The organism is Enterococcus pernyi, assembly GCF_045371165.1.
Lineage (GTDB): Bacteria > Bacillota > Bacilli > Lactobacillales > Enterococcaceae > Enterococcus_B > Enterococcus_B pernyi.
In genome coordinates, this window is record NZ_JBIQDM010000009.1 from 1 (window position 1) to 21,553 (window position 21,553).

At 38.5% G+C, this 21,553-nt stretch carries 20 protein-coding genes, 1 pseudogene and 2 other annotated features; of the genes and pseudogenes, 1 reads left to right on the top strand and 20 read right to left on the bottom strand.

Annotation, left to right across the window (positions count from 1 at the left end):
- From ACH0AK_RS10700 to ACH0AK_RS10740, 9 genes and pseudogenes are all read right to left on the bottom strand, one after another.
- Positions 1 to 569 (bottom strand): Tle-like phospholipase domain-containing protein (locus tag ACH0AK_RS10700; protein ID WP_499796890.1); only part of this gene is annotated, 569 nt, incomplete at its 3' end.
- Complete coding sequence (locus ACH0AK_RS10705) at positions 569 to 1,084, bottom strand: hypothetical protein (RefSeq protein ID WP_023520122.1); 516 nt, start codon at positions 1,082 to 1,084, stop codon at positions 569 to 571. The genes ACH0AK_RS10700 and ACH0AK_RS10705, both read right to left, overlap by 1 nt.
- Before the next feature lie 151 nt (positions 1,085 to 1,235).
- A pseudogene (locus ACH0AK_RS10710) lies at positions 1,236 to 1,577 on the bottom strand (triacylglycerol lipase); the annotation flags it as partial.
- A complete protein-coding gene (locus ACH0AK_RS10715; RefSeq protein ID WP_023520124.1) occupies positions 1,577 to 2,146 on the bottom strand; it encodes a hypothetical protein in 570 nt (189 codons plus the stop codon). The gene ACH0AK_RS10715 and the pseudogene ACH0AK_RS10710, both read right to left, overlap by 1 nt.
- 171 nt (positions 2,147 to 2,317) lie before the next feature.
- Positions 2,318 to 2,899 (bottom strand): polymer-forming cytoskeletal protein, encoded by a 582-nt coding sequence (locus ACH0AK_RS10720; protein WP_019723609.1) that lies wholly within the window; start codon positions 2,897 to 2,899, stop codon positions 2,318 to 2,320.
- Between the two features lie 155 nt (positions 2,900 to 3,054).
- On the bottom strand, positions 3,055 to 3,582 hold the full coding sequence (locus tag ACH0AK_RS10725; protein ID WP_010734735.1) for a histidine phosphatase family protein: 528 nt from the start codon (positions 3,580 to 3,582) through the stop codon (positions 3,055 to 3,057).
- Between the two features lie 104 nt (positions 3,583 to 3,686).
- Entirely contained in the window at positions 3,687 to 5,201 is a 1,515-nt protein-coding gene (locus tag ACH0AK_RS10730; protein WP_499796891.1) for an Lsa family ABC-F type ribosomal protection protein, read from the bottom strand.
- A 251-nt stretch (positions 5,202 to 5,452) separates the two neighbouring features.
- On the bottom strand, positions 5,453 to 6,553 hold the full coding sequence (locus ACH0AK_RS10735) for a glycerate kinase family protein (RefSeq protein ID WP_010734733.1): 1,101 nt from the start codon (positions 6,551 to 6,553) through the stop codon (positions 5,453 to 5,455).
- A gap of 59 nt (positions 6,554 to 6,612) precedes the next feature.
- The gene (locus ACH0AK_RS10740; RefSeq protein ID WP_010734732.1) at positions 6,613 to 7,503 is read right to left on the bottom strand and encodes a WaaS/CpsH family glycosyltransferase; all 891 of its coding nucleotides are present in this window, start codon (positions 7,501 to 7,503) and stop codon (positions 6,613 to 6,615) included.
- Between the two features lie 295 nt (positions 7,504 to 7,798).
- On the opposite strand from ACH0AK_RS10740, the gene ACH0AK_RS10745 reads away from it, so the two are divergent.
- Complete coding sequence (locus ACH0AK_RS10745) at positions 7,799 to 9,163, top strand: amino acid permease (RefSeq protein WP_010734731.1); 1,365 nt, start codon at positions 7,799 to 7,801, stop codon at positions 9,161 to 9,163.
- A gap of 280 nt (positions 9,164 to 9,443) precedes the next feature.
- Here the strand turns inward: ACH0AK_RS10745 and nhaC are convergent, their stop codons facing one another.
- The 11 genes from nhaC to ACH0AK_RS10800 all read right to left on the bottom strand — a co-directional run bounded on the left by nhaC (position 9,444) and on the right by ACH0AK_RS10800 (position 21,518).
- Entirely contained in the window at positions 9,444 to 10,856 is a 1,413-nt protein-coding gene (gene nhaC / locus ACH0AK_RS10750; RefSeq protein ID WP_023520127.1) for a Na+/H+ antiporter NhaC, read from the bottom strand.
- Between the two features lie 409 nt (positions 10,857 to 11,265).
- Positions 11,266 to 12,471 carry a M20 family metallopeptidase gene (locus ACH0AK_RS10755; RefSeq protein WP_499796892.1) on the bottom strand — a complete coding sequence of 402 codons (1,206 nt, stop codon included), beginning with the start codon at positions 12,469 to 12,471 and terminating at the stop codon, positions 11,266 to 11,268.
- Positions 12,472 to 12,494: 23 nt separating this feature from the next.
- On the bottom strand, positions 12,495 to 13,334 hold the full coding sequence (locus ACH0AK_RS10760; RefSeq protein WP_137072702.1) for a MetQ/NlpA family ABC transporter substrate-binding protein: 840 nt from the start codon (positions 13,332 to 13,334) through the stop codon (positions 12,495 to 12,497).
- 15 nt (positions 13,335 to 13,349) lie between these two features.
- Positions 13,350 to 14,030, bottom strand: a complete 681-nt coding sequence (locus tag ACH0AK_RS10765) for a methionine ABC transporter permease (protein ID WP_023520129.1) — start codon at positions 14,028 to 14,030, stop codon at positions 13,350 to 13,352.
- Position 14,031: 1 nt separating this feature from the next.
- A complete protein-coding gene (locus tag ACH0AK_RS10770; protein WP_010734726.1) occupies positions 14,032 to 15,105 on the bottom strand; it encodes a methionine ABC transporter ATP-binding protein in 1,074 nt (357 codons plus the stop codon).
- A gap of 63 nt (positions 15,106 to 15,168) precedes the next feature.
- Positions 15,169 to 15,408 (bottom strand) — a binding site (T-box leader).
- 37 nt (positions 15,409 to 15,445) lie between these two features.
- Positions 15,446 to 15,680 (bottom strand) — a binding site (T-box leader).
- A gap of 123 nt (positions 15,681 to 15,803) precedes the next feature.
- Entirely contained in the window at positions 15,804 to 16,478 is a 675-nt protein-coding gene (locus tag ACH0AK_RS10775) for an HAD family hydrolase (RefSeq protein ID WP_010734725.1), read from the bottom strand.
- 114 nt (positions 16,479 to 16,592) lie between these two features.
- The gene (locus tag ACH0AK_RS10780) at positions 16,593 to 18,065 is read right to left on the bottom strand and encodes a helix-turn-helix domain-containing protein (protein WP_023520130.1); all 1,473 of its coding nucleotides are present in this window, start codon (positions 18,063 to 18,065) and stop codon (positions 16,593 to 16,595) included.
- Positions 18,043 to 18,606, bottom strand: a complete 564-nt coding sequence (locus ACH0AK_RS10785) for a hypothetical protein (RefSeq protein ID WP_023520131.1) — start codon at positions 18,604 to 18,606, stop codon at positions 18,043 to 18,045. The genes ACH0AK_RS10780 and ACH0AK_RS10785 overlap by 23 nt, the downstream gene beginning before the upstream one ends.
- A gap of 121 nt (positions 18,607 to 18,727) precedes the next feature.
- Positions 18,728 to 19,819, bottom strand: coding sequence for a WxLIP family cell surface protein (locus tag ACH0AK_RS10790; protein ID WP_023520132.1), 1,092 nt, complete (start codon positions 19,817 to 19,819; stop codon positions 18,728 to 18,730).
- Positions 19,820 to 19,974: 155 nt separating this feature from the next.
- On the bottom strand, positions 19,975 to 20,712 hold the full coding sequence (locus ACH0AK_RS10795) for a WxL domain-containing protein (RefSeq protein ID WP_010734721.1): 738 nt from the start codon (positions 20,710 to 20,712) through the stop codon (positions 19,975 to 19,977).
- Between the two features lie 17 nt (positions 20,713 to 20,729).
- The gene (locus tag ACH0AK_RS10800; protein ID WP_019724078.1) at positions 20,730 to 21,518 is read right to left on the bottom strand and encodes a WxL domain-containing protein; all 789 of its coding nucleotides are present in this window, start codon (positions 21,516 to 21,518) and stop codon (positions 20,730 to 20,732) included.
- Between the last annotated feature and the right edge of the window lie 35 nt (positions 21,519 to 21,553).

The window sequence follows — 21,553 nt, forward strand, 5'->3', positions numbered from 1 at the left end:
ATATTGATCAGGGTACCGTTGTGATTATCGAATAAGGCTTGTGCAAGCCCTGGTCCTGCCGCGCCGTACGTCACACTATCATAACCATTGATCGCTGCGACAAAAAGTGCTTTAGCGCCACCTAATGAGTGTCCTGTCGTTGAGATCGTATAGCCATCTGATTTGGGATACTGCTTTTCAATTTCACGGGCATAGTTCAAGGCAGAAGCAAATGCACCATTTGAGTGTTTATTACTTCGACCAATTTCCCCAAGGTTAGTATGCCAATCTTTGAGCGAAGTCGTGCCAGCATAGGCAATCGTCAGGTTTTTGGTGATGACGGAGTCGGGGAAGCCATTGACTTTCATCAGCTCTTCATCATCAAATGCCTTGTACTGATCCTTAAGTTCAGCGACCACCATTGCCTGCATACTGTTTTCCTTTGGTTTAGATTCATTACCTATTTTATCTTTATCTGTATTTAAAGTTCCTATAACGATATGGTTTGTTCCAAGAGGTTTATCACCATAATTTACCTTGCTACTTTCTAATTGATATATAAATTCAGATAAGTATCTATTTTGATCCATTAATTTATTCCTCCTGTATAATAAACAATTTGATCATCTGAGATATCAATCCCTTTTTCTTCCTTTCTTTCATCAATAAAATAAGGTCCCTGACCTCTGCCACTAGTTATTCTGTAAATAAACTTATCTGTTTCTGCAGATATTGTGTTTAACAATACTTCTTCTTGATAAACATCATTAACTGTGAAATAGATCACTAATGAATTCATCGGACTAACCGAATATCCAGTAAATTCTATCTTCTCAATATTCGAATACTCTCTGATACTCAACATTTTTTCTAAATATTCTTCCGTTGTTATTCCTCCTTCTTTTTGATATTCTTCTACGATTTCCTTTTGTTTCTCACTATCTCTCGTATAAATTCGATAGTTATTGTACACATAATTCGCCAAATCTTTCTGTATTTCCAGCAATTCTTGGCGATCTTCTTCCCTTTTATCCATATGCATTTTTCCTCCGATTCCTCCTAAAATAATTACTACTAATACACCTAACCAAAGTCGTTTCTTCATAGCTCCTCCTTTCAGATTCTATCTTGTTCTATATATGTTCAGACTAAGCTTCTCGCTTATTCTGGAATTTTTATGTAATATATATTTTTTTCATAGTTATGTACTTCTACAATAAAAGATAATTATATGAATAGGTAATACGTCATAACCGTTGATTTCTCTCACCAATTTCCTCAAGGTTTGTATGCCAATCTTTGAGCGAAGTCGTGCCAGCGTAAGCAATCGTAAGGTTTTTGGTGATGACGGAGTCGGGGAAGCCAGGTACTTTTTTTAATTGCTCTTCATTGTACCCAAGATATTCCTCTTTTATTTTAGCAACTACCATTGCTTGCATACTATTTTTCTTTGGCTTAGATTCATTGCCGATTTTGTCTTTATTTGTATCTATTGTATCTATAACGATAAATTGAGTCCCTTTTACTAGTTTACCGATTTTTACTAGACCGTTTTCGATACGATATACAAATTTAGATATCTTTCTATTTTGGTCCATTAGTCTATCCCTCCCCTATAGTATATAATTTGATCATCAGGGAGTACAAGTTGAGTTTTTGCTTCTTTTTCAGTGATATAATAGGGACCCTCACCTGTACTATTAGTTATTGTATAAATGAACTTGTCTGTTTCTGCTGACCTTGTATCTAACCATACTTCTTCTTGATAGACATCATTAACTGTGAAATAGATAATTAATGAATTCATTGGATCAATGGAATATCCAGTAAATTCAATTTTAGTTATCTCCTCATATTCTCTGACCTCCAACAATGCTTTCAAATATTCTTCCGTTGTCATTTCACCTTGTCCGCGGTCATACTTTCTGAAAATTTCTTCTTCTTTCTCCCGATTGTTTACATAGAGACGATAATTATTATATACATAATTCGCCAGATCTTTCTGTATTTCCAACAGTTCTTGACGATCTCCTTCTCTTTTATCCATATACATTTTTCCTCCAATTCCTCCTAAAATAATTACTACTAATACACCTAACCAAAGTCGTTTCTTCATATACGCTCCTTTATCTATGAATATCTGTTCCCTCATATTATTTTCTATCATAGGGTTACTCTCTTTTTTGTTATATACGTTTTTTCACTCAATTGTTTTTATGTAAAACTTCTCACTATGCCTATGGTCGTATCACTAAGGATTGATATCGGATGTTTTTTAATGAAAAAAGACATCTAAAACAGAAGGATTTCTGCTTTAGATGTCTTTATGACTATAAGATTATTCGCTAACTGTTACGTCGCCTGTTACTGATGCGTCGTTTTCGTCAAGTTTTGCTGAATCTTGGTATTCTTGTTTTTCAAATGTTACGTTACCCTCTACTTTTGCTCCGTCTAATACAAAGCCGTTCGCTTTTACAAGTACGTCACCTTTGATTGTTCCGTGAACGATATTTGTGTTTTCTGATTCAACGATCAATGTTGGAACAGTGATTGTGTATTCAGCAGTTACGTTACGGTCATCGTCTTGTGAGTACAAAGCAATTTTACGGTAGATGTCTGCACTTGCATCATCTTTGTCATGGAATTCGCCTGCGATAGTTACATCATTTGAGAATGTCACATCACCTGTTGCTGCAACGATCCAGTTACCGTCAGCTGACATTGCTTTTTCTAAAACAGCTGGATCATCACTGATTGAAGCTGTTGATACAACATCTGCTGAACTTTCTGTTGTACTTACTTCTGTTGTTGATGAAGCTGAACTAGAATTAGATGAATCATTGTTGTCAGCACCACAAGCTCCTAAAGCCAAAAGTGCTGTTGCTGTTAAACCTAATAAAGATAATTTTTTTGATAACATTAAATTTCTTCCTCTCTTTTTGTATTCCTATGAAATTATACCATGAAAGCGTACTTATGTGAAATAATCTTCATGAAAAGAAAAAATATTTTATATAGTAGAAAATTTACGATAACATCCTCTAGTTATTCTTGTTACGCCAAGAATAAAAACAGCTAGTCAAAGGTAACTAATTCCGTATTTTCAACAAAAAAGTCAAAGAATGTGTCATTTGCCATCGGATGAAAATAGGCATTGATGATTCGGATCAGTGCATTATGGCAAACAAGCAAGTAGACATTGTCCTCATCTTCTAAGCACTCTTTCAATAAAGGAGTGATCCGTGCATACACATCTAAAACCGATTCCCCATTTGGAAAACGTACCGCAAAATTTTGGCGTGCACGTTGAAAGTCTTCGTCTTCGCTAGGACGCCCATCATAATCCCCAAAATCCATCTCGATCAGTCGTTCATCCACTGTCATAGGTAGATTGACTTTTTTGGCTACCGCTTGTGCCGTATCTCTTGCGCGTTGCAAAGGGGAATGTATGATCTTGGTGATCGGTATTTCCAAGTTTGCAACTTTTTCAGCGAGTTTTTCTGCTTGTTGTTTACCTTTTTCTGTTAATTCGATGTCTGCATGGCCACAAACTAAGCCTTGAGCATTCCAAGTCGTTTCGCCATGTCTAGTAATATATAACATTAGATAACTCTCCTTTATTTTATGCTCTTTCAATTTTATCATACAATTTCAGTCCAAATGGATCATCTGCTTGGAGTCGACGACGTTCGATTAGCCTTAGTGATTCAAATGTGTGTTTCTCTTCTTCTCAAGTCGATTCTTTTCGTTGCGACTTTTTCTAAGAATCGCTGGTCATGGTCGACGATCAACATCGCTGGTTTGACTTGTACTAAAAGCTGCTCGATTTGTTCTTGATTGAACACGTCCAGATAATTCAATGGCTCATCCCAGATATAAAGATCTGCGGATTGTGCAAATGATTTGGCTAATTCCACTTTTTTTCTTTGCCCCATACTCATGTTTTCAATGGAGGTATGAAACACGTCTCTTTCCATTCCTAATTTACGAAGATTATTTAAAAAGAGTTCCCAGTCTAGCTGATTCTTTTGCGCAAAATCTGTTAATGTTCCGGTGTTATCTTCATAGTTTTGGCGAACATAACTGATGCTGATTGTTGCCGGACGTGTGACATCCCCCTTGGATTGACCAGTAAATTCCCCAAGTAAATACTGGATGATCGATGATTTACCACTACCATTAGGTCCAGTTATTGCCACACACTCTTGTTGCTCGATGCTAAAGCTGATAGGATCGAATAACATCTCTTCATAGCCTAATTGTAGATTTTCTACTGTCAATAAGCGTTTATGATGCGACTGATTTGGGCACATATTCAATGAATCGATCGACTCTAGATCTTTCAATAATTTCTCTTTCTCACTAATTTGAGTTTCCATCCGATTGACGATCGCTTTTGAACGTTTCATTGTACGAGCAGCATCCGCTCCAATTGCGCCACGATTGACACGCCGTGCTTCGGTATCAATAAAGCCAACACGTTTTTTTGTTTTGTCTCCTTCTCGAGAGTTAGCCCACTCCGCTTTTTCAGCTGCGGTTTTTTTCAAACGTCCGACTTCTTTTTTGATTTTTTGGTTTTGTGCTAACTCAAATTCATCTTTTCTACGCTTTTGTTCTTCGTAGACGGAATAATTTCCTTGATAGATCACTAATTGACTTTTTTCGATGACCAAAAGATGGTCAACGACTTCATCAATAAACTGACGATCATGACTGACAACAATAAACCCTTGTTTTTTCTTATTCAGGTATTCAGCTACTTGCTGACGCCCAATCACATCTAAGTGATTTGTTGGTTCGTCAATCAGTGGAAAATGCAGCTCATCGGTAAATAAGAGAGCCAGCAATACTTTTGTTTTTTCTCCGCCGGAAAGGGAATCGTAAGGGCGCCAGAGAATTTCCGGATTTGCCTGCATCAACATCAGCTCACGCTCGATCTCCCATAACTCACAATCTGAAACTTCTAACAACACATCATAGGTTAGTCGATTCGTTTCCCTGACCTGTTGTGGAAAATAGACAAATTCTTGTTGATGGGTCACTTGTCCTTGATAAGGTAGTTTGTTTTGCAAAATAGTTAATAACGTCGTTTTGCCACGACCATTTCGACCAATCAGTCCTAATTTCCATGTGGAATCAATATTTAAGTTTGCTTGATCGAATAACAGATCGTCTTGGCTGTCATAGCCAAACGTCAATTGTTTGATTTCGATTTTAGACATTTATCTTCACCTCGTTATAAAAAAGACCAGTCCTATTTTCAGAACTGGTCAAAGAAGATGAGTACAAAAAGAGACCCACTCATTGAAAACAGCCAATTCTGAAAATCTGCATACTATCCCCTTGAACGAACAAGGTATAGTTAAAATGCAGCTTCAACAAATTGACTTACTTTTTCAATGCGCGGATCCCTCACTTTGTCTTTATTTGCCACTAGGTTACCATAGGTGTTTTAAGACTGTCAACCAATAAATTATTGAAACAAGCCACTGATTGCCTGTGAAAGCAGTCTGACGTTCTCTAGTGTTTCTTGATGATCCAATGCCTTATCAAGAGAAGTTGGGCCAGTTTGGATACTAAATACACTAGGAAGGATCGTCGTTAATTCACCTAAATCTTTTTCCCGACTCCCACAGAACGCTACAACTTTTTTGTTGTGTTTTTTTGCCAAAGAAGCTACACCATAAGGCACTTTCCCATGAATTGTCTGTTGATCGATCCGTCCTTCTCCTGTAATCACGATATCGGCTGATTTGATTTTATCTTCTAAGTCTACTAACTCAGAGACAGTCATAAAACCTGCTTTCATCGTAGCCCCGACAATGGCTAGAGCGCCTCCGATTCCACCCGCTGCGCCACTGCCAGCGAGTTTATTCAAATCAATTGCTGTGCTTTCTTTGATTTGTTCAACGATCTTTTCTGCTTGGGCTTCCAAATATGCTAGAGTTTCTGGTGAACCACCTTTTTGTTTCCCAAATAGTTGAGTCGCACCCTGTTTGCCAGTGTAAGGACTCGTAACGTCCGCTGCGATCGTTAATCGTTGCTCGATTCGCTCTAATTGAGAGACGTCGATTGTCTCGATGGATAACAAAGGATTCCCTTCTGTAACGCCATTTAGTTTCGCCCCTAATGACTGCAATAAACCCAAGCCTCCATCAGAACAACCGCTACCACCTAATGTTACGATAACTTCGTCTACTTGCTGATCCAAAGCATCTTTGATCAACTCTCCTAAACCAAAACTTGAAGCTAACCGGATCGTTTGATCTGTCGGTTCGGTCAACAAGTCCAATCCAATGACTTCCGTCGATTCAATGATGGCTAACTTACGGTTCTTTTTTTGTGTCAGTAAATAACGACATGCTTTTTCCCGAAAGAGCAAATCTGGACAAAAAAGTGTTCGCCATTCCCCACCTAAAGTAGCGTAAATCACTTCAGCAGTTCCTTCGCCACCATCTGCGATAGGTTGATTGACTGTTTGTTCCGCCTCCCCCCAGCCTTGCAATGCTGCTTGGTTGAGTTCAATAGACGATGCGCTACCTTTAAACGAATCGATTGCTGCAAGTAATTTCATTCTGAGACTCCTTTTTCTGCGATGATTGAACAACGTGTTTTTCTTTAACTATATCATATCTAACGTGCTTCAATACCGCTATATTCATAGATAGAAAATACTTCAGGATCATAATCGATAAACCGCTGTGACCAATTTTCTACATCAAAAAATTCGATGATCTCACGATCGACGGTTTGATAAGGGCTATCTAAGAAGGCAGGAAGTTCATCCAAATTCCTTTCTTCCAACAAGAAAATATTTTGTGGATTGTAGAAACGATACCCGGAAATCGCTTTGTTATCAGTGACTAATTTTTTTTGGAAGAAAATAGATTCAAATGTTCGTAAAGTCACACCACTTTGACCTTCTCGCAACAATTCCAAAATACCGGTCGAACCATTCGTCTTTTGTAAATATTCTGTATAGGTCAGATACCCTTCTTGATCATTTCCACGACTTGGTAAAATATAAAAGTTTGTTGAAATACCTAACTGTTCAAATGCGGCTTGATAATCATCTGCTCGTTGTTTTCTGCCGTTATCAGTTGCTCCAAAGAACAGATCAGTCGTGACTTCAGCTTTTGGTAATTCCATCTCTTTTGAATAAAAAGAACTATTGTGTTTAATCCCTAACTCTTTTGCTTCTAAAATATCAAAATGGTAAATGTCATCAATTGCTGGTTCTGCTTCTGCTTTCTTCAATAATTGAAGGTGTTCTTCTTTAAAATGGTTCCAAAAGAAGAGGATGATCTTCGCATTTGTGTACGGTCGAATACGAGAAGCAAATGCCACATCAAATCCATAATCTAAAAAAATAATTAGTTTATATTGATCGAGTTGCTGTTGGAACGATGACATAAAGAAATCATCCATCAAATCTTTTGCTGAGATGACGTCCATTGTTTGTACGTATGGGAAAAAATATAACGCCTTATTTTTCGCTATAAGCAATCGTTCGTGTTGGCTCATAGTTATCAACTCCTTATTTTTACTTACTCAAAACAATCCTATTAATTATGGGTTTCCTCTTATAATAGCCCTGCATGAAAGGAAAAAGCGAATGAAACGCTTTCGTTTCAAGTTATTTTTTATAGAAATATAACAATAATTATCAAAACAGATAAGAGTTCTATGATTGTTTCATTAAAAATTACAAAAAAGTTTTCAGAATAGTTGTAATTGTCAGACAATTTGTTATTATAGAGAATATTATTTTATAACCTATTTGTTTTTTCATTCATGTTTTTAGAAAAGAGGGTTTTTGATGGAAAGTACAGAACAAACAAAATTAAAAAAACAGCTAAGCTCCAGACACATCACGATGCTTGCTTTGGGTGGTGCAATTGGTGCTGGTTTATTCAAAGGAAGTGGTGAAGCCATTGGGATCGCTGGTCCTGCGGTCTTGCTTGCTTTTTTGATCGGTGGTGGTATTTTATTTATTGTTATGAGTGGTCTGGGTAAGTTAGTTTTAGACGGTGGGGATACACAACATGGATTATCTGGCTTGATTCGCCCTTATTTAGGTAATCATTCTGCGGATTTCGTCGACTGGGTCTATTATTCCATGTGGATGATCAATATCATCGCTGAGGCTGTAGCAGCAGCTTCCTTCTTACAATTATGGTTTCCGCATGTTCCTGCATGGTGTTTCATCTTACTTTTAGCTATTTTAACGACTCTGATCAATCTTTATTCTGTCCGCTTGTTTGCTGAAACCGAATATTGGTTGGCTTTTGCGAAGATCAGTGTCATTATCTTGATGATTCTTTTCGGGTTATATCTCGTCGGACAACAAATGTTAGGAACTGGAATTTTTCCTACATTAAGTCAATTGACTGATCACGGTGGCTTTACTCCCCATGGATTAAAAGGGGTCGTTAGTTCATTACTTGTCGTTATCTATTCATATGGTGGGTCAGAATTGATTGCAATTACTGTCAGTGAAGCGGACGATCCTAAAAAAGCCATACCAAAAGCGATAAAAGGGGTCATGGGCCGAATTGTTTCCTTCTATATTATTCCGCTTTTCTTATTGCTGATTCTTTTCCCTTGGAATACTTTAGCTGGTTCTGCGGTTAGCCCGTTCGTCTTGGTGTTTGAACAGATGAATATCCCTTTTGCTAGTGATATCGTGAACTTCGTCATTGTCTTGGCACTCTTTTCATCGATCAATTCTGGCGTTTATGCTTCTTCTCGTCTCTTGTTTTTCCGTTTGAAAGACAAAAAAGGCACCGCCAAGAAACTGGCAAAGTTGAACAAACATTATGTGCCACAACGTGCTGTATTATTTTGTACCAGCGTGCTATATCTAGGGGTCATCCTTTCCTATTTCGTAGGTGACAAACTTTTCGGTTACTTAGCCGGTTCTCTTTCTTATACGGTACTCGTGATTTGGCTAATGATCAGCGCTGCCGCTTTTCGTTTAGCATTGAAGAAAGGCACTTGGCAAGCCAAAAGTTTTAATTTATTTGCTTTGATCGCGTTAAGCTTGATCTTGATTGGGATACTCATGACAAATTCAATTGGTGTAACGGTCTTGACAGCTTTATTATATGCGGTGATTTTCTTTAGCTATCAAAAGAAAAAAGATGTCTTTACGATAAAAAATGAGCCTTTTTCTTCGATATGATTGATGGTAAAGATAGATAACTAAAACTTCCCCATGAACCAGCTAGAAAATACGAGATCACTTGATGGATCTTTGAGCTTTCTAGCTGGTTTTTATTAATCTTTTTAGAGAACTTTGAGCCTGAATGAACCATTCGTCCAAAAAGATCCCCCTCGTTTTTTTGCAACGACACTTGAACAGATGTTGTTTCACTTCATCGATACGTTCACTTGATAAGTCAATCCATTGATTATCCAAAAAAAAATAGCCCCCCGCTGATTGGGTGACTATTTTTTTGAGTTTATATCGTTTCCTTCACAACGTTCAATTGTTCCTGCTTTTCATTATTTTTTGCAATACCTAAACCAGTAATGGCACTGACCATTGAAAAGACGGGAGAAAGCAAACTGAAAAATACGAATGGTAAGTAGGTCATCGTTGGTATTCCAAACGTGCTGGCAACAAAACTACCGGCAATCCCCCAAGGAATAAGGTAATTGATGACTGTCCCTCCATCTTCTAAGGTACGACTCAAAACAGTTGGATCAAGTCCTGCTTTTTTGTATGTTTCTTTGAACGCATTTCCTGGTAAGATCACAGATAAGAACTGTTCACCGATAAACAGATTGACACCAATACTTGTCATTAGTGTCGTAAAAATCAGTTTAGGTATCGTCGTCATTTTCTTCGATACCACTTCCATAACTGTAGAGATCAACTCAAATTCGATCAATAAACCGCCTAATGAAAGCGTCAGAATAATCAAGGAAACTGTAGGCATCATACTTTCGATCCCACCGCGGCTAAGTAACGCATCGATTTGCGTGTTTCCTGTTTCAGATAGAAAACCAGATTCGAGGACTGTCGCTAGTCCTGAGAAGGAAGTGCTTGGATCTTGGATAAAAATCATTCCAACTGCTACGGCAATATTCAACAGGATCGTTAAGATCGCTGGAACTTTTTTCCAAGCACAAACCAACATCAAGAATAAAGGGATTAGAGACCAGATCGAAATCGTAAAGTTGTTTTCTAAAATAGTTGTTACATTTTGGATTTCTGTCAAGCTGGCACCTTTATCTGTATGTCCTAAAAATGCAAACAAAATCAAAGAAACAATAAATGCCGGAAGTGTTGACCACATCATATGTTTGATATGTTTAAATAGATCCGCATCAACAATGGCTGCTGCCAGATTTGTCGATTCAGATAATGGCGACATCTTATCTCCAAAAACTGCCCCAGAAACAATAGCACCGACAACTAATGCGGGGGTCAATCCCAACGTTGTGCCGATACCGAAAAAGGCGATACCGATGGTTGACATGACAGTAAAGGCACTACCGACTGCACTGCCGACAATGGCACACACAACAAAAACTGAAGGCACAAACCATGGGACACTAATGATGTTAAAGCCATAGACCATCAACGTTGGAATGATGCCAGCTTGGATCCAGACCGCAATCAATGCGCCGACTAAAATAAAGATAAAGATCGGGATGATCCCCGGTTTGAGACCGTTGATGATTCCTTCATGTAATCGATCGGTTGGCTGTTTCTTCACTACTGCGTAGACCATGACCATACCAATAGCAATCAAAATCGCGATATTCGGTGAAATCTTAAAGCCAACTACTCCGGCTGCTATCGTTGCAACGATAATTATTAATACACTCACTGCTTCTATAAAACTAGGTTTTTTTATTTTTTCCATATCCATTCTCCTTTTTTAAGTTTGTTACGTCTTAAAAAAGCTTCGATATCGAATGACTCCGCCACAATTCATCTGCGTTTCCTCCCTAAAAAAAAGACAAAAAGATCTGTTTTCAACTAAGGACGAATTTCTCCGCGGTACCACCTTAATTAAAAACAGATCTGTTTTTCACTTTGATTTGAATGATTTAATTGTTAAAACTTTTCCTGTAATTCATAGAATTGGCTTGGTCGGTTCGCAGCAACCACCGACTTTCTGAACAAAACACCAAAACTACTACTGGGTGAAAAGTGAACTTTCATGAAGTTTACCTGCATCTGTCCAATTTGTCAATCTAAATGTATTTTTTCTGAAAACAAATGTTTTGATTCATAACGATCTAGTCCTTTCACCCATCCATCATTTTCCGTTATTTTTTTGCAAGGATTGCTTGATGCTCCTGCTTTATTTTATCTAGAAGTTCTGGCTTTCCAAATAGATCTAATGCAGTATTTGCCAATAGTTCAGCAGCAATGGCAATCGAAGCTAGTCCTTTTTCACTACGAGCAGCTGCTTTAAATTCTTCCGAATGACCGGCGATATATTCATCAGCAATCGAGACGGTTGGTTGGATCGTCGGAATCACATGGCTCACGTTACCAACGTCAGAAGAACCTAGACTTGTTTGTTCTTTTGTTTCGATTTCTTCATCAGGTACACCTGCTGCATTCGCATGACTGAAGAACAGCGCATCAAATGAAGGCGTCACGATCACATCATCGACAGAATTTTGGAACAATCCAAATTCATAACTTGTTCCCGTACTCAAAGCCGCCCCTTTCACGATATTTTCGACTTTTTGATACACCTCATTCAATGTCTGACGATTTTTTGCTCGTAAGTAGAATCGACCTGCTGCGTATTCGGGAATCACATTCGCAGCGACTCCCCCATCCGTGATGATCCCATGGATACTGACGTCTTTTGGCAGTTGCAGGCGCAACGCATTGATTCCATTAAACACTTGAATCAACGCTTCTAAGGCATTCACTCCTTTATCTGGTGCGGCAGCTGCATGGGAAGCAACACCATGGAACTTGATGTCCACCGGGTCATTCGCTAATGATTCTGTCGTTTTGCCGTAACGATATGCAGGATGGACACAAAGTGCTGCATCCACATCTTCAAAGAAGCCTTCCCGTACAAAACTTCCTTTAGCTGATCCGTTTTCGCCTCCCTCTTCTCCAGGTGTGCCATATACCCGAATCTCTCCACCAATCTCAGCAATTCGTTCGCGCAAGACACTGGCAGCTAAGACAGAATACGTACCAAACAAGTTGTGTCCACAAGCATGACCGATTCCTGGTAAAGCGTCAAATTCTGCTAAAAAAGCAATCGTTGGTCCTGGTTTTCCTGAAGCGTAACGAGCATCAAATCCTGTTCGATGACCAGCAACATCTTTTGTGACAGAAAATCCTTCTTTTTCTAATTGTTTGATCAAAGCATCTGAGGAATAAAACTCATAATTACTTACCTCAGGATGGTCATGGATATCTAGTGCTAATGCTTGATATTCAGCTAATCGTTGCTGGATTGCTTCCTTAAAAGAATGTGTTGTTAAAGTAGATGTTGTCATATTGGCTTCCTCCAGTTTGCTTTTTATTTTTCACCAAATGTTTCCCAGGCAGGTACGCTTGATCCTTTTGATGTTTCTTCGATCACTTTTGCTGTTTCTTCCGTTTGATAGGTGTCAACGATCTTTTGATAGATTTCGTTATTTTCATCTTCTTTTCTTGCTACAATGATGTTGACATATGGTCTGGCACTGTCATCGACAGGTTCTAAAAAGATAGCATCACTCGTTGGGTTCAATCCTGCATCGACTGCCACACCACTGTTAATCACTGAAAGATCCACGTCATTCAATGCACGAGCTGTTTGTGAGGCATCCAGTTCAGAGATGTCTAGTTTTTTTGTATTTTCAGTGATATCTGAAGTAGTCGGCGTTTGGCCTTTCGCTGGATCAACTTTGATCAAACCAGCTGTTTGTAGCAATAGCAACGCCCGTCCGCCATTTGTGACGTCGTTTGGAATAGCTACTTTTGCGCCATCCTTGATATCATCAATGGATTGGATCGTATTGGAATAGATCCCTAAAGGTGCATTCACTGTGTTGCCGATCGAGACTAGATCCGTTCCGTGTTCCGTATTGTAATTGTCTAAAAAGAATTGATGTTGAAAAGCATTGAGATCGATCGAGCCATCTGCTAATGCAGCATTCGGTTGATTATAGTCGGTAAATTTCACGTATTCTAAGTCAATATCTTCTTTTGCTAAACGTGCCTTGACATCATCCCAAACGTCAGTGTCCTCTCCAATAATCCCAAGTTTTACTGTCGTTTGTTTTTTTGTGTCTGTTTCGGCATTGCCTTGGCTACAGCCAGCCAACCAAATAAGTGCAACAAAAGCAAGTACTGTATAACGAATGAGTTTTTTCATGATGATTCCTCCAGTTTAATGTGATATTTTTTTGATCAATAAATTGCTGATCCATTGACTTAAGAAAACAAGGATCAAGATCAACAAAGTGGCGACGATAGTCACGTCTGTTTGAAAACGATTATACCCACGAGAAATAGCTAGGTTTCCTAATCCTCCTGCCCCAACTGCTCCTGCCATAGCAGTCAAGCCAATGACATTGATGATCGTCAATGCAGAGACACGAATGATCCCTGGCAAGCCTTCGATCAAATAGACTCTAAAAACGATCCCTATTGGACTGGTTCCCATAGATTCGGCTGCTTCAATCACTCCAGGATCTACTTCTAACAACGCATTTTCCACTTGTCGAGCGAAAAATGGCACAACACCAAAGATCAAAGGGACTAAAGCAGCTTTCGCGCCGATCGTAGTACCGACTAAAAAGCGAGTCGTCAATGCCAGTAAAGAAAGTAAAATGATAAAGGGAATCGAGCGGACAACATTGATGACCTTGTCTAGTACCTCATAAAGCAAGCGATTTTCAAGCAATCCTTGGGGCCGTGTCACAACCAATACGATCCCAAAACCAAGACCGATCGCACCTCCGATCAACGCGGTCCAAAAAGACATATACAACGTTTGTTTCGTCGCTTCAATAAATTCATCGGGTATCAAATAGACATTAGGTAAATAGGTTTCTAAGAAATGGGTCATATCAGCGTCCTCCTTGAATCACTTTCATTTCCTTACTTGCGCCATTTTTTTGTAAAATCGTTGCTTGTACACCGGATTCAATAAGATAAGCCAAGGCTTTTTCTCGTTGATGGATCTCTCCTGATAAAGTAACGATCAATCGTCCTAATGGGGTTTCTTGTAATAGTTCTACATTGCCGTATAAAATATTCGCACTGACTTGGTATTTGCTATAAAGTTGTGCGATCAACGGTTCATTCGTTTGTGTGCCCACATAACTCAATTCCACTAACCATTTATTGGTCAACTGATCTGCAAAAGCACGATGCGAGCGAATCGTTTCTAATGCTTGGTCAACGTGGGTGGCTGTCCGGATAAACTCTTGCGTCAAAACTTCTTTTGGTGCACTGAAAATCTGAACGCTACTTCCCTGTTCGATCACTTCCCCGTTTTCCATCACAGCTACTTTGTTGCAGATTTCTTTAACGACTTGCATCTCATGTGTGATCAAAACGATTGTCAACCCTAATTGCTGATTCAGTTTTTTCAATAAAGCTAAAATCTGATGGGTCGTTTTTGGATCTAAGGCACTCGTTGCCTCATCACAAAGTAATACTTGCGGATCACTGGCTAATGCACGAGCGATAGCAACTCTTTGCTTTTGTCCTCCTGAAAGTTGTTTTGGATACGCAGTAGCTTTTTCTTCTAACCCGACTAATGTTAAAAGCTCATTAACTTTTTGACGACGCTCCTGTTTCGATTTTTTCGTATATTTCAACGAGAAATCGACGTTGTCAAAAATCGTGCGACTTTCCATTAGGTGAAAATGTTGAAAAATCATCCCGATCGATTTTCGTTCTTTTCGTAATTCTTTCGGGGATAGTTTTCCTAGCTCTGTTCCATTGATGATGACTTTGCCACTTGTTGGTTTTTGTAACAGGTTCATGACACGAACCAGCGTACTTTTCCCAGCACCTGAATAACCTACGATTCCGTAAACATCCCCTTTAGCAATCGAAAGATCCACCTGTTTCACTGCCTGGATCGTCTTTTCTTTTTGTTGGAAAGAAACATTTATTGCTTGTAATTCAATCATTTTTACTCCTCCTTCGGTTTGACGATAAAAAAAGGCATCCTCAAGAAAATGACTCATCACTTTCTTGAGGACGCCTTTTTGCGTGTTACCACCTCATGTTCAAGTTACACTTACATGTAACTCCTCTTCGAGTACAATCATACTCTAGCAAGCTAACGGTTGCGACCGTCACCGTCTCACAATTTTGCTCGGGGTGAATTGCTCAATAGCCATTTTCCAAACATGCCGCCTTGCTTCTTCTCAGCTACCGAAGCTCTCTGTTAAAGGTTTTTGTATTTGTACTTACTATTTCAACGCAAAAAATATAAAAAAAATCCTTTTATCAGCATAAATCTACTGATAAAAGGACGACGTATCGTGGTACCACCTTTATTCGGAAGTTTCCTTCCCTCGATCCAACATCTCTTTACGAGAGATTGGTTGTCCGTTTTAACGGTCAGACATTTCCGAACTTGCCTACTTATCGACAAGTTATTCTCCAAGGCCATTTTTCAACTTTTCTTACTTGACTCTTTCCACCAACCAGAGCCTCTCTTTGAAGTTTCCAAGTTTACTTTCCTTATCAACGAATCCATATTTTGTTGTTGAGAACACTTTATCTAAGTGAAAACAAAAAGTCAAGCAAGAAATTTAAAAAAATATGCACTCAGTCGATTGATCAATAAAAAAATCGTTGGTGGCACTGGATTTCCAGCCGTTTATTTTTTTCCTTTTTGTTTTTCTAACATCTCCAACACGATCAAAAGATCGGTACCTTCTGCTAAGATCGATAAATCTGCTTTTTCTCTTTCGGTATAAGCCCGATCAAAGCTTGAATCTGGAATCAAAACAACACCCATTCCTGCTCGTGATGCGGCGGTCGCACCAACCAAAGAATCTTCCACTGCAAAGGCTTCTGACGCTGTCAATCCCGACCGCTCTAGCGCAGTTAGATAAGGAATTGGTGAAGGTTTATTTTCAGACACTTCATCCCCAAAGGTATATGTATGAAAATAAGGCTTCAAAGAAAATTGATCCAAAATATTGTTTGCTCGTTTTGTTACCGTCGTCGTTGCGAGACCAAGAATGAGTTTTTGGTCATTCAATTCTTTCAATACTTCTTTTGCATGAGGTTTTAATTGGATAGCGCCACTATGCAGTTGTTGATAAAAATATTCTTCTCGTTTTTCGCGAACCTTTTGTACCATTTCCGGTGTTCCCGCCATTTTGATCAACAAATCATAGCTTTGTTTCCAATTTTTTCCACCCCATGTATCAACGATTTCTTGAGGTATTTCGATATCAAATTGCTTGAATCCCCATAGCCAACCGTCACGATAAGTTCTTTCTGTATCAACTAATAGTCCATCTAAGTCAAATATTGCACCCTTCATATCCACTGATCCTTTCAAAAAAACAATATCTGTAGTGTATCATGTTTTTTCATTCAAACCAATGGGATCTCAAGCATTTTTGTTATGAGTAATAATTACACTCACCCTCCGTACTCAATTATTCGGATTCATTTTAGTTATTTTATTTCTACGAATCTTTAATAATTGATTCGTAAAATTAGCCCAATCGACTGCCCTTGGAGGAACTAACCAAATGATTTGGAACAAGTCTCCAAAAGAACAGATTTCTTTATCTGTCAAAAGTAGATCTGTTTCATCATCTGCCTTCGTTTGGTAGATGATATTCAAGTCAGAGATTTTCTGGATATTATTTTTGATCAACGCATTAAATTGTGGTCCAAAGGAAAAATCAATGCAAATACGGAGCGGTTTCAATTGTTGATCGATGGGTAATATATCCATCATCACTAACACATAATGAAAAAATAAAAATTCTTTTGCGAGCCAAATTTGCTTGTTCTTTTTTTGTTTTTTGATGTAATCTCTGCAAAACAAAAAATATTCTGGATACATTTCATAAAAATAAGTGACATCCAGGTTGTTATTGTCATCAATATTTTCTTCTTTGAAATATTTGATCTTCAAATGCAAGACCGTCAGCTGTCTTCTGATTTCTTTTAGCTGATTCTCTGAGAGAATAAATGCTTGTCCAAGTTCTTCAAGAAATAAGTCATTCAAGGCAAGTATTTCCTTTAGTGTCACTCCCTCAATAAGTTCCGGCTCATTGATTGCGCCTTCGACAACAAGATAAGCAAAAATCTGTTGCGCTTCGCTATATAGCTCTTTTTCCGTATCGATCTTTGCCTCTTTTTCAAGCCAAGAAAATATGCTTCGAAAGAAATCATTAGTTTCTAACATTTTTTTATTGAATGTCAATTGACTTTTTTTATTCTCGGACATTCGCCAACCTTGCTTTATTCGAATCAAGCTGACTGAAAGAAAATGTTGGAGTTTTGTTTCACTAAAACCTGTAAAAGAAGCAGCGAATTTCGGTTCAAGCAACCGAATCAATTCTTCCACTGGTTTCGTGATCTCTGTTGGATAAACCGAATAAGCCCGTCCGTATAATTTGGTGAAATAAAACGTCACCAATCCACGTACAGAGCCTTCTTCCCCACTTAGTAAGAATTTTTTTGTGACTGTAAGTTTTTTGTCTGCTAATCTCGTACGCATGTCTTTCAGCTTTTGGTAGACGAGGGGATGACTGATATAATTCTTGATTGCATAGTCATTGACAGATTCGAACGTTTCAAAAAATATTTCTTGTAACATCAAAAAACCAAAGGAATGGCGGACATACATTTCACCTAAAATTGTCGAATTCCCTCGACCACTCTCAATCAGTCGGACGTTATTTCCTTCGAAAAACAGTTGAAATTCATCCGTTAGCCCATAGTCCACAAAATCATGTGACAATTCTTCCATTGACTTATTCAGCAAAAAATAAGAGATATCCAATTCTTCCAGCACTTTTTCATGATTTTCAATTAAAAGTGGCTTTGTTTCCAAATAACGTAGCAACTCTAACTTTCGTTGCGCTGGCTTATCTAAAAATAGTTTGAACATTTTGATTTCCTCTACCTTCTGGTTTTTCTCCATAGAGTATCGTACCTGAAAATAAGTAGCTCATTGCTGCCATCTGACTATTATCTGAACTAGCAGAACCAGAACCACTCGACTGTGGCAACATCACTTGGCTATGAGAGTGATCATCAGAAAAAAATTGATCATCTAAGGTTATTTTACGTGATGTACTAGCAATCTGGCTAATAATATCGCCCTGGTTATCTAATAATTTTGTTTTGTTTGGTCGCTTTTTTTTAGGAATTGAAGAATCTTGATACGGTAATTCGGCTGGTGGTTGTTCTTCAACTTTCTGCTTTTCGTTATTTATAATTGCAGTATCTTGTGATTGTTCGGTGTGTTCAACCTTTGCTTCTTTCTCATCCGTTACAGGCCGTTGGGGAGTAACTGGTTGAATTTGGATTTCTTCTGTTGGATTCAACGGATCATAAATGATCGTTTCTGCATATATATAGTTGGAAGATTCAAAATAGACTGCCGCGAACAAAAGTGTTCCTAATATGGCGATTTTTTGTCTTTTCACTTTTCTCCCCCTTTTTTGATTAGACATTTTAAGTAAGTGAAACCATTCGTTTCCAAGCAAAAATTGTCTGACTGATCTTATTTATTTGATCAGTCAGACGTTTTTTTATCAGGGATTGATATTATTTATTTTCAGATTCGTCTTCATCTTTTTGTTTTTTTCTTTTCCAAAAAATAAATAGAAGTAAAAGAATCAATAATAATAGGATACCGAATAATAGATAGATCCAAGTATTGTCTTGTTCGATCGTCACATCTTTTTCGTTTAATTCCCTAGCAACTTCGCCTTTGATTTCAAAGTCTTTTTCAAATTCCCATTTATATTTATAGGTTTCCTCAGAGCCATTAGAAGTTTTGACTTTGTATTCTCCATCTTCAGCTTTTTCGCCGTAAGCAGTCATCTTCATCGTATACTTCCCTGCTTCCAACTTTTCACCATTTAAAGAAATGGGGTAAGCAAAGTGAGAATTTGGCGCCATTTGCATACTTTCGGCTTGGCTTTCGTACAGCACTTCAGCTGATCCTTTTTTCGTGATCGTTGTTGCTACATTCAATTGATTCAAGTAAACCGCTTGAGGGTTTTGCAAATGTACATTGATCACATTTCTCGCATTGACTTGTGCGGGTTCCACTTTCGTTGCTTTGAGATCAGGCTTGATCGCTGTCATATTTTGACGGATCAATAATGCAACTACGTAAGAGTACTCATTTTTGATGGCTAATCCTTTATCTTCGGAAGAAGAGTCCTGAGTGTCATCCGTTTTTTCTTTAAAAGTGATCCCGCCTGCCATGACACCATCAAATTTTTCTGCTGGCATCGTGACTGTGATTGGCACTGTCACTTCCGAATGTTTTGGTAACGTCACTTCTGGCTCTGCTTTCGCATAATCTTTTAAATTGTAAACCAAACTATTATCGGGTTCAATTTTATTTTCACCATACTCCACCACACCATTCAAATTAGTTGTTGCACTGTTGATCGTGGTTTCGATCGTGATGTCGTTGTCTGTGTCATTGCGTAATTGGACTTCGATTGTTTGTTGTTTGTCAGGTTCCATCAATAGATCGAAATATGTTTTTTCTTTATCGATTTGATTTTCAGGAATCACTGGGGTAACCGCAAAATTAAATTCTGATGCAAAAGTTGATTGGACTGGAACCATACTTAGCATGGCAACAATGAGGCTGACAATAAGGATAAATCTTTTTTTCATAATATTTTTAACTCCCTGATAAATTAGATGTTGGCGAGGCTATGACAGAAGCGTTCTATCCCTTCAAAGGTAACTAATATCACTGCGTTGCACCAATTTTTTTTAGGTCAAGACAAAAAGTTCTTTCATTTTTGCCTTGACCAGATTGTATTCGATTAGTTTCCTGGCGCATCTGTTAACGTCCAAGTGAACGTTGTTTGATAAGCTTTTGCGTATTTTGTCGTTGAACCTGGTACTTCTAGTGCAATACTATTTTTCGCGGTATCCACTGAATTTCCCCAATCCATCAAATACGTTCCAGCACCTTCACCATTTTTCGCACTCATCACTAATGATTCACTACCACTTGGATCTAAGCTGAAAGTTGCAACGCCTGTTGGTTTTGCTGATTGTGAACCAGTCACGACATTACCATTTGATAATGTGATTTTTGCACCTGTCAATTCTTGGTCTTCCGCTGTTTTGAATTGTGCATTTTGTTTTACTTTCAATGTCCAACCTGTTTCAGTTCCGCGGTTGTCAGATACTTGAACAAAGTTTGGTCCTTCTTTTTCAACATCACTTGCATCTTTATATTTTTGTGCTGCAGCATAGTATGTTTGCGTTTTAGACGTGATTTTTTGTTCACCGAAGACTAGACTTGAAGCAAAGTCGATCGACAATGGTCCATTTGTACCTGGATTTGGCTTACCATCAGGATTTGTTGGATCAACTGGCGTCACTGGTTGTTCTGGATCAAGTGGATCAACTGGATCAGTCGTCTCTGTATTTGGCACATAATTGATGACACCATTTGAAGTATACTCTCCACCATCAGCTGCTGCTACGCTAACTGTGCTAAATACTCCGCCTAATAACATTGTTGATAATAAGATCATTGGTGATTTTTTCATTTTTATTTTCTCCATTCTTAATTTCCTGGTGTATCAGATAGATTCCAAGTTAATGTTGTTGAGTACGTGACTGCATCTTTCGGCGTTTTACCCGGGATGGTCAATGAAACACTTTTTGTAACCATTGAGGATACGTCTTTATTTTTTTGGTCTTTCATTGTGATTGTCTCCACTTTATCCCCCCACGCTTCGATCCACGTGCCAGAACCTGCATCTTGTCCTGCACTTAGAACAATTGATTCTGCACCGTTTGGATCTAAGGCGATTTCAGTGGTCGCAGTCGGTGCAGCCACACCCTCTGCATTTGATTTGACTACCGGATCTTGCAATTCGATTACCGCGCCAGTCAACGTGTTGTTTAATGTGTCATCGTTCTTAAATTGACCGTTTTGACATACTTTCAATGTCCAACCAGCATTATTTCCTCGGTGATCAGACACTTGGACATAATCTGGTGTGACTAGATCCGAAAATGTGCCATCGTCATTTACATAAGTCTGTGCTTTGGCATAATAGGTTTCTGTTTTATTCGATATCTTATTCATGCCGAAATCAAAACTTGAAGCAAAGTCGATCGATAGTGGCCCTTTTGTACCTGGTTCTGGGTCGGTTCCATCTGGATTAGTTGGATGAACCGGTTTGTCTGGATCAGGGTCGATTGGATTGACTGGATCGGTTGGTTCCGTATCAGGTATAAAATTGACCGTACCGTTACTTGTATACTTTGCTTGATCTACTGCTTGGACGGTAACCGTAACTCCTGTCAAAAGACTAATGATCATTAAACCACTTACTGTTTTTTTCATACGATCCCCCAAAGTGATTCATTTTCTGCCTTTTT

Coding starts and splice junctions, on each gene's coding strand:
- ACH0AK_RS10705 (WP_023520122.1), bottom strand. CDS start 1,084: ATGAAGAAACGACTTTGGTTAGGTGTATTAGTAGTAATTATTTTAGGA.
- ACH0AK_RS10715 (WP_023520124.1), bottom strand. CDS start 2,146: ATGATAGAAAATAATATGAGGGAACAGATATTCATAGATAAAGGAGCG.
- ACH0AK_RS10720 (WP_019723609.1), bottom strand. CDS start 2,899: ATGTTATCAAAAAAATTATCTTTATTAGGTTTAACAGCAACAGCACTT.
- ACH0AK_RS10725 (WP_010734735.1), bottom strand. CDS start 3,582: ATGTTATATATTACTAGACATGGCGAAACGACTTGGAATGCTCAAGGC.
- ACH0AK_RS10730 (WP_499796891.1), bottom strand. CDS start 5,201: ATGTCTAAAATCGAAATCAAACAATTGACGTTTGGCTATGACAGCCAA.
- ACH0AK_RS10735 (WP_010734733.1), bottom strand. CDS start 6,553: ATGAAATTACTTGCAGCAATCGATTCGTTTAAAGGTAGCGCATCGTCT.
- ACH0AK_RS10740 (WP_010734732.1), bottom strand. CDS start 7,503: ATGAGCCAACACGAACGATTGCTTATAGCGAAAAATAAGGCGTTATAT.
- ACH0AK_RS10745 (WP_010734731.1), top strand. CDS start 7,799: ATGGAAAGTACAGAACAAACAAAATTAAAAAAACAGCTAAGCTCCAGA.
- nhaC (WP_023520127.1), bottom strand. CDS start 10,856: ATGGAAAAAATAAAAAAACCTAGTTTTATAGAAGCAGTGAGTGTATTA.
- ACH0AK_RS10755 (WP_499796892.1), bottom strand. CDS start 12,471: ATGACAACATCTACTTTAACAACACATTCTTTTAAGGAAGCAATCCAG.
- ACH0AK_RS10760 (WP_137072702.1), bottom strand. CDS start 13,334: ATGAAAAAACTCATTCGTTATACAGTACTTGCTTTTGTTGCACTTATT.
- ACH0AK_RS10765 (WP_023520129.1), bottom strand. CDS start 14,030: ATGACCCATTTCTTAGAAACCTATTTACCTAATGTCTATTTGATACCC.
- ACH0AK_RS10770 (WP_010734726.1), bottom strand. CDS start 15,105: ATGATTGAATTACAAGCAATAAATGTTTCTTTCCAACAAAAAGAAAAG.
- ACH0AK_RS10775 (WP_010734725.1), bottom strand. CDS start 16,478: ATGAAGGGTGCAATATTTGACTTAGATGGACTATTAGTTGATACAGAA.
- ACH0AK_RS10780 (WP_023520130.1), bottom strand. CDS start 18,065: ATGTTCAAACTATTTTTAGATAAGCCAGCGCAACGAAAGTTAGAGTTG.
- ACH0AK_RS10790 (WP_023520132.1), bottom strand. CDS start 19,819: ATGAAAAAAAGATTTATCCTTATTGTCAGCCTCATTGTTGCCATGCTA.
- ACH0AK_RS10795 (WP_010734721.1), bottom strand. CDS start 20,712: ATGAAAAAATCACCAATGATCTTATTATCAACAATGTTATTAGGCGGA.
- ACH0AK_RS10800 (WP_019724078.1), bottom strand. CDS start 21,518: ATGAAAAAAACAGTAAGTGGTTTAATGATCATTAGTCTTTTGACAGGA.